Origin of the sequence: Nonomuraea diastatica, from assembly GCF_004349015.1 — a bacterium.
GTDB lineage: Bacteria > Actinomycetota > Actinomycetes > Streptosporangiales > Streptosporangiaceae > Nonomuraea > Nonomuraea diastatica.
Genome location: NZ_SMKP01000305.1, coordinates 1 through 7,826 on the forward strand (window position 1 = coordinate 1; position 7,826 = coordinate 7,826).

General features: G+C 72.9%; 4 protein-coding genes. 3 read left to right on the plus strand and 1 reads right to left on the minus strand.

Annotation, left to right across the window (positions count from 1 at the left end; all coding sequences use genetic code 11):
- Positions 1–615 (plus strand): thiamine pyrophosphate-dependent enzyme (locus tag E1294_RS49975; protein WP_246083847.1); only part of this gene is annotated, 615 nt, incomplete at its 5' end.
- 10 nt (positions 616–625) lie between these two features.
- A complete protein-coding gene (locus E1294_RS49980; RefSeq protein WP_132519766.1) occupies positions 626–2,086 on the plus strand; it encodes a benzaldehyde dehydrogenase in 1,461 nt (486 codons plus the stop codon).
- Between the two features lie 302 nt (positions 2,087–2,388).
- Here E1294_RS49980 and E1294_RS49985 read toward each other — a convergent pair whose 3' ends face one another.
- The gene (locus tag E1294_RS49985; RefSeq protein WP_132519769.1) at positions 2,389–3,255 is read right to left on the minus strand and encodes a bifunctional methylenetetrahydrofolate dehydrogenase/methenyltetrahydrofolate cyclohydrolase; all 867 of its coding nucleotides are present in this window, start codon (positions 3,253–3,255) and stop codon (positions 2,389–2,391) included.
- A 232-nt stretch (positions 3,256–3,487) separates the two neighbouring features.
- Here E1294_RS49985 and E1294_RS49990 point away from each other — a divergent pair, with 232 nt between their 5' ends.
- Positions 3,488–7,735: a glycoside hydrolase family 38 N-terminal domain-containing protein gene (locus E1294_RS49990; protein WP_132519772.1), complete on the plus strand. Its 4,248-nt coding sequence runs from the start codon at positions 3,488–3,490 to the stop codon at positions 7,733–7,735.
- The last annotated feature ends 91 nt before the right edge of the window (positions 7,736–7,826 follow it).

Here is a 7,826-nt window from a genome sequence, read left to right on the forward strand (position 1 = left end):
CCCCCGGCAGGGACGCCGGCCGCCCCCGTGTCCGGCCTTCCCGAGGCCCCCTCCGACGGGCGGCCGCTGCGGGCGGCGCACGTGCTGCGCGAGCTGGCGAGCCGGCTGCCCGCCGACACCGTGCTCATCGAGGAGACCCCGTCCTCCCGTCCCGATCTGCACCGCCTCGTGCCCGCCAGGACCCCGCTCGGCTTCGTCTCCGCGGCCATGGGCGGGCTCGGCTTCGCCCTGCCCGCCGCCGTCGGACTGCGCATGGCGCTCCCCGACCGCCCGGTGGTCGCGGTCGTGGGTGACGGGGCGGCGCTCTACGGGCTGCACGCCCTGTGGAGCGCCACCCACTACCGGGTGGGCGTGCTGTTCGTCGTGCTGGCCAACGGCCGGTACGCGGTCATGGACCGGCTGGCCGACAAGCAGGGCGGCAAGGCGCCGTGGCCGCCGTTCACCGAGGTGGACGTGCGCGGCCTGGCCAGGTCGCTCGGCTGCCCGGCCCGGCGGGTGGACACGTACGACGCGCTGACGGCGACGTTCGACGAGGTCCTGCCCTCGTTGTCCGCCCGCGAGGAACCCCTGCTGCTCGACGTGACCGTGGCCGTGGATCCGGACTTCCAGCCCTGAGGAGGCTGCCATGACGTTCCTAGACCCCAAGATCTGGACGGGCTCCGTCTTCGACGGCGGCTGGACGGCCTCCCGCGCCGGGGACACGCCCGTCGTCGAACCGGCGACCGGCCACGAACTCGGCCGGGCGGGCACGGCCGACGGCGGCGACGTCGCCGCGGCCGCCGTGCGGGCGCGCGAGGAACAGCGGGCATGGTCCGCGACCCCGTACGAGGAGCGGGCGGCCCTGCTGCGGCGCGCCGGACGGCTGTTCGAGGAACACGCGCAGGAGATCCAGGACTGGATCGTCCGCGAGTCGGGCGGGGTGCCGGGCAAGGCGGGATTCGAGACGCACGTGGCGGCGCAGGAGTGCTACGAGGCGGCGGCGCTGGCCTCGCAGCCGCTCGGCGAGGTGCTGCCGACCGCGCGCAAGCGCCTCAGTTTCGCCCGCCGGGTGCCCGCCGGGGTCGTGGGCGTGATCGCGCCGTTCAACTTCCCGCTGATCCTCGGGATCAGGTCCGTCGCCCCGGCGCTCGCGCTGGGGAACGCGGTGGTGTTCAAACCGGACCAGCGCACCGCCGTGTGCGGCGGGTTCTCGATCGCCCGCGTCTTCGAGGAGGCCGGGCTGCCCAGCGGGCTCCTGCACGTGTTGCCCGGCGGCCCCGAGGCGGGCCAGGCCCTGGTCGCCGACCCGAACATCGCCGTCATCTCCTTCACCGGCTCGACCGCGGCCGGGCGCAAGGTGGGCGAGGCGGCGGCCCGCCTGCTCAAGCGCGTGCACCTGGAGCTCGGCGGCAACTCGGCGCTGGTGGTGTTCGACGACGCCGACCTGGAACCGGCGGTGTCGGCGGGCGCGTGGGCGTCGTTCTTCCACCAGGGGCAGATCTGCATGACCTCGGGCCGGCACCTCGTGCACCAGTCCGTGGCGGAGGAGTACGTCGAACGCCTCGCCGCCAAGGCCACCGGCATGCCGGTCGGCGACCCCGCCACCGGTCAGGTCGCACTCGGCCCGCTCATCGACGCCGGCCAGCGCGACCGGGTGCACCGGCTGGTCACCGAGAGCGTGACGGCCGGGGCGAGGCTGGCGGCCGGCGGGACATACGAAGGGCTGTTCTACCGGCCCACGGTGCTGGCCGAGGTGCCCGCGGGCGCTCCGGCGTACGCGGAGGAGGTGTTCGGGCCGGTCGCCCCGGTGACGACGTTCGCCACCCTGGAGGAGGCGGCGGCGCTGGCCGCCGACTCGGAGTACGGCCTGTCGCTGGGCGTCCTGACCCGCGACGTGATGAAGGGCCTGGCCCTGGCCGACCTGGTGCCGACGGGCATCGTGCACATCAACGACCAGACGGTGGACGACGAGGCCGTGGCCCCGTTCGGCGGGCGGGGCGCGTCGGGGACGGGCACGCGATTCGGCGGGACGGGGGCGAACATCGACGCCTTCACGGAGACGCAGTGGGTCACCATGCAGGGCGACATCGCGACGTACCCGTTCTGAAGCGCGATCCCCGCGAAGAGGGCACCGCGCGCCGGGCGAGCGCTCGGCCCCTTCGGCCCTCAGGCGGCGCGCTCGGGCGTGCCCCGGGGAGTGTGCGGGGGCTCCGCTCCCCTCTGTCAGAGGGCTTCCCAGCCTTCTCGCGCCTTTCCGGGATCCTCCACCCCGGCTGGTTCCGGCATGGCCGGCGGCAACCCACCCGCCGTCGAAGCCGCCGAGGAGATCGCGTCGGCCCCTGTGGGCGTACTCGGTGAGGGAACGCGCCGAGCCCGTCCAGCCGCTGGGAGGGCCGCCCGCGACCTCCGTCAGCTGACGGATGCGCTCTGCTGGAGCCGCTCAGCCGCCTCCACCACGTTGGAGAGCAGGAGAGCGCGGGTCATGGGGCCGACTCCGCCCGGGTTGGGGGTGAGGAAGCCCGCGACCTCCTCGACGTCGAGCGCCACGTCGCCGGCGATCTTGCCGTTGACCCGGGAGACGCCCACGTCGAGCACGGCCGCGCCGGGCTTGACCATGTCACGTTTGATGAGCTCGGGAACGCCGGCCGCAGCCACCACGATGTCGGCCCTGCGCACGTGGCCGGCCAGGTCTTGGGTGCCGGTGTGGCAGAGGGTGACGGTGGCGTTCTCGCTGCGGCGGGTCAGCAGCAGCCCCAGCGAGCGGCCCACCGTGATGCCGCGGCCGACCACGGCCACCTCGGCGCCCTTGATCGGCACGCCGTATTCCTGCAGGAGCAGCACGATGCCGTTCGGAGTGCACGGGAGGGGCGCGTCGACCATGTGGACGAGGCGGCCGAGGTTGATCGGGTGGAGGCCGTCGGCGTCCTTCGCCGGGTCCATCCGCTCCAGCAGGGCCATCGTGTCGAGTTGCTTGGGCAGGGGCAGCTGGACGATGTAGCCGGTGCACTCGGGGGAGGCGTTGAGCTCGTCGATGACCGCCTCGACCTCGGCCTGCGTGGCGGTCTCAGGCAGATCGACGCGGATGGAGGCGATGCCCACCTCGGCGCAGTCTCGGTGCTTGCCCGCGACGTAGATCTGGCTGCCGGGGTCGTCGCCCACGAGCACGGTGCCGAGGCCGGGCGTGATGCCGCGTTCTTTCAGCGCGGCCACCCTGGTCGTGAGGTCGGCCTTGATCTTGGCGGCGGTGGCCTTGCCATCGAGTTTCACTGCGCTCATGCGGCAATCCTTCCATGCCTTGTCACGGCCCTCGTACGGGGTGCGCGGCGCGTTCGCGGCGAGGGAAAATCAGTGATCATGCGCGCGGCGGAGAACCGGGTGAGGCCTCCAGTTATCCACAGATCCCAGGCAGCTAGATCCGGTTATCCACAGGCGCCTCTTGACATCGTTGTCATCGATCTTTCAAGGGCTTAGTGTTGCGGGCGCCAGCAACAAGCTCAGGAGGTCCCCCTTGCCCACCCGCCTGTTGTCCGCAGAGTCGACCGATCTGTTCGTGGGCTCGCGTGGCGAGCCGCATCAGGTGTTGCGCGTCACCGTCGCCGCAGGAGTCCAGGAGACGTCGCTCGACCTGCGCGGCGAGGGCGTCCGCCTGGCCGGGCCCGTGAGCGTTCCCGCCACGGCCGGCGTGCTCGAGATCCCCATGGCCGTGTCCGCGCCGCCGGGCGCCGCCGTGCCCTGCCTGCTCACCCTGGGCGAGGAGTCCCTCGAGGTCACCGTCACGGCCGAGGAGCCTGGCTGGACCATGCACATGGTCTCCCACTTCCACTACGACCCGGTGTGGTGGAACACGCAGGCCGCCTACACCAGCCCGTGGGAGCTGCTCTCCGCCGACTCCACGACCAGGCCGCTCTATGAGCGAAACGCGTTCGCGCTGGTCGAGGCGCACATCGAGCTGGCGCTGCGCGACCCCGACTACCGCTTCGTGCTGGCCGAGGTCGACTATCTCAAGCCGTTCTTCGACACCCACCCCGAGCGGCGGGCCGACCTGCGGGCCCTCATGGCCGAGGGCCGCGTCGAGCTGATCGGCGGCACCTACAACGAGCCCAACACCAACCTGACCGGCGCCGAGACCACCATCCGCAACCTCGTCTACGGCATCGGCTACCAGCGCGACATCCTCGGCGGCGACCCGCGCACCGCGTGGCAGCTCGACGTGTTCGGGCACGACCCCCAGTTCCCCGGCTACCTCGCGGCGGCCGGGTTGACCGGCAGCGCGTGGGCGCGCGGGCCGTTCCACCAGTGGGGCCCGATCAGCAAAAACTTCAAGCAGGCCAAGAACGACGCGGCGCTGATGCAGTTTCCCAGCGAGTTCGAGTGGATCTCGCCGTCAGGGCAGGGTGTGCTGACCCACTACATGCCCGCCCACTATTCCGCCGGCTGGTGGATGGACTCCTCGTCCTCCCTCGACGAGGCCTGCCAGGCGGTCTACGACCTCTACCGCTCGCTCAAGCCCGTCGCCGCGACGAAGAACATCCTGCTCCCGGTCGGCACCGACTACACACCGCCCAACAAGTGGGTCACCGACATCCACCGCACCTGGGCCTCCCGCTACGTGTGGCCCAGGTTCGTCTGCGCCACACCCCGCGACTTCCTCGACGCCGTTCGCGCCGGCAGGTCGTCGTTCAGCCCTCAGACGCGCGACATGAACCCCGTCTACACCGGCAAAGACGTCTCCTACATCGACACCAAGCAGGCCCAGCGGGCCGCCGAGGTGGCGGCGCTCGACGCCGAGCGCCTGTCGACGTTCGCCGCTCTGCTCGGGCTCGGCCGCTACCCGCACACCGCGCTCGACAAGGTGTGGCGGCAGCTGGCCTACGGCGCGCACCACGACGCGATCACCGGCTCCGAGTCCGACCAGGTCTACATCGACCTGCTGACCGGCTGGCGCGAGGCCCACGACCTGGCCGCGACCGCCCGCGACCGCGCGCTCGACGCTCTGACCGGCCAGATCACGCTCGGCGGCCACAGCGTGGTGGTGACCAACACCCTGCCCTTCGCCCGCGACGGCCTGGTCCGCGTGAGCGTCCCCGCCGGGCACACCGTGGCCGGCCCCTCGGGGGCCGAGGTCCCCGCCGTCGCGGAGGGCGACACGCTCACCTTCCTGGCCCGCGACGTGCCCTCTCTGGGCTGGCGCACCTACCGCGTGGTGCAGGGCTCCCCCGGTTCCTGGCAGGCCCAGGCCCCCGTGGCCCACACCACCGAGCCGGAGGCCCGGCCGGCGTCGGTCGCCTCGGACACCTCGCGTCAGAACCACCCCGTCCCCGCCGGCGCGCCGACGCCCGTCACCATCGAAAACGACCGGTGGCGAGTCACTGCCGATCCGGCACGCGGCGGGGCGCTGACCTCCATCCTCGATCTCGCTTCAGGCCGGGAGCTGCTCACCGGCCCCGGCAACGAGCTGCGCCTCTATCACGAATACCCGCAACATCCCGACATGGGCGAGGGCCCCTGGCATCTCATCCCCACCGGCCAGGCCGAAGGCTCGGCCGAGACGCGGGCGCTGTCGGCGTCCGCGGAGACGAGCCCGATCGGCCACCGCCTGACGGTCACGGGCCAGGTCGGCGAGATCGCCTACGAGCAGACCGTCACCCTGCCGTCCGGCTCCGACCGCATCGACTTCACCACCCGCGTCCTCGACCACACCGGCGCAGACCGCCTGCTCCGGGTGCGTTTCCCCGCCCGCGTCGACGGGGCGCTGCCGGTGTCCGACGTGGCCGGCGCCGTGGTGGGGCGCGGGTTCGCGCTGCCCGACGTCGACACCGCCGAGCACCCGTGGACACTCGACAACCCGGCCAACACCTGGTTCGGCCTGTCCACCACGGCGAAGGTCGACCTCGGCGATGCGGGCGCGCGGGCATTGGGCGTGGCCGAGGTCGTGGTGCCCGCCCTCGACGACGCCCCCAAGGCCCGCGACCTGGTGGTCGCCCTGGCCCGCGTCGGCGTCACCGCCACCACGTCCTCCGCGCCCGGCACCCGCTACGGCTGGCTCGACGTCGACTCCAACCTGCCCGACGTGCGCATCGTCATCGGCGGACCCGACGACAACCCGCTGGCCGCCGAGCTGCTCTCCCGCGCCGACCCGGCCTACCTCGACGCGCTCAAGTCGGGCGCGTCCCGGGTGTGGGTGCCCGCCGAACGCCCGCTGACGGAGGTCTGGCAGCCCAGCGCCGACCTGCGCGACGTACGTGCCCTGCCCGCCCTGATCGTCACCGGCCCCGTCGCCGACCTGGTGGCCGACCTCGCCGACGCCACGATCGAGGCGGTCTGCCCGCTGGGCGCCGAGCGACTCGACGACCGCACGGTCGCCCTGCTGACCTACGGCCTGCCCGGCTTCGCCGTCGACCCGTCCGGCGCCCTGCACCTCTCCCTGATGCGCTCGTGCACGGGCTGGCCGTCGGGCATCTGGCTCGACCCGCCCCACCGCACGACGCCCGACGGCTCGGGATTCCAGCTCCAGCACTGGACCCACGAGTTCTCCTACTCCCTGGTGGCCGGTGAGGGCGACTGGCGGGCCCTGCGGCTGCCCGCGGCGGCGCAGGAGCACATCACCCCGCTGCTCCCCCGCACCGTCGACGCCGCACAGCAGGGCGCCCTCCCTGAGGTCCACTCCCTGCTGACCCTCACGCCGGCTCGCGACGTGCTGCTGAGCACCCTCAAGGCCACCGGCAACCCGCACGCCCACGGCCGCGCCGACCAGCCTGGCGACGGTGTCACCATCCGCCTGGTCGAGTCGACCGGGCTGGGCTCCCAGGCCGGGCTCGCCTCTCCCGTGCTCCCCCTCGACCGGCTCGCCCAGGCCGATCTGCTCGAACGTCCCGCAGCGCCGGCCACCGACCTCGCCCTGACCGGCGCCGAGATCGCCACCTACATCGCCCCCACAGCCCTGCCCGCCGCCGACGCACCCGAGTTCGGCCCCGAAACGGAGCCGGCGCAGCCCGTCTACAGCCGCTACTGGCTGCACAACAAGGGCCCCGCACCACTGGGCTACCTGCCGATCTCCGTCGCCATCGACCCCGGTCTCGTCACCTCACCGCAGGAGCCCTTCGAGGTGGAGGTCGTCGTCTCCTCCCATCTGACCGACGAACCCCATGAGGGCGTGGCAGAGGTCCGCGTGCCCGAAGGGTGGACCGCCACCCCCGCCCGGCGCCCCTTCCGGCTCGCTCCTGGCGGCCACCTTCGGTTCCCGGTGACGGTGACGCCTCCGCCCCTCCCAGGGTCCGGCCTCTACTTCGTCTCGGCCCGCACCACCGCGGGCGGCCAGCTCATCGAAGATGTCACCACGGTCTCCTTCGGCGAGGCCCCCGAGCTGCCCGTGGCCGGCACCCCCGCCGAACCTCGCAGAGCCAACCGGGGCACCAAGTCCGCCGGTGCCCGCCCGACGGGCCTGTCGATCATCCCTGCCACCGGGTCGCTGACGCTCCGGCCCGGCGACCGCACCTCACTCACCGTCAGGCTCGCCAACACGACCTCAGACGAGATCCGCGGCGAGGCCCAGCTCGCATCCCCTTGGGGCACGTGGGCCCTGCTCCCGGAGGTCATCCAGGGCTTCACGGTGGCCGCGGGCGACGCGGCGGAGGTGTCGTTCCCGGTGGAGGTCCCCACGGACGCGACCGACGGCCACGCCTGGGCCCTGGCCAAGGTCATGTGGTTCGGCCGCTGCCAGTACGCCCCGGCCATCCGCCTGGAGGTCACCCGATGACCCGCCACCTCCAGGGTCCCGTGGAAGCCACCCCGCAGCCCTTCCTGCCGAACCCCACACCATCCCCGCGGGCGGCTTCCCCACAGCCCTC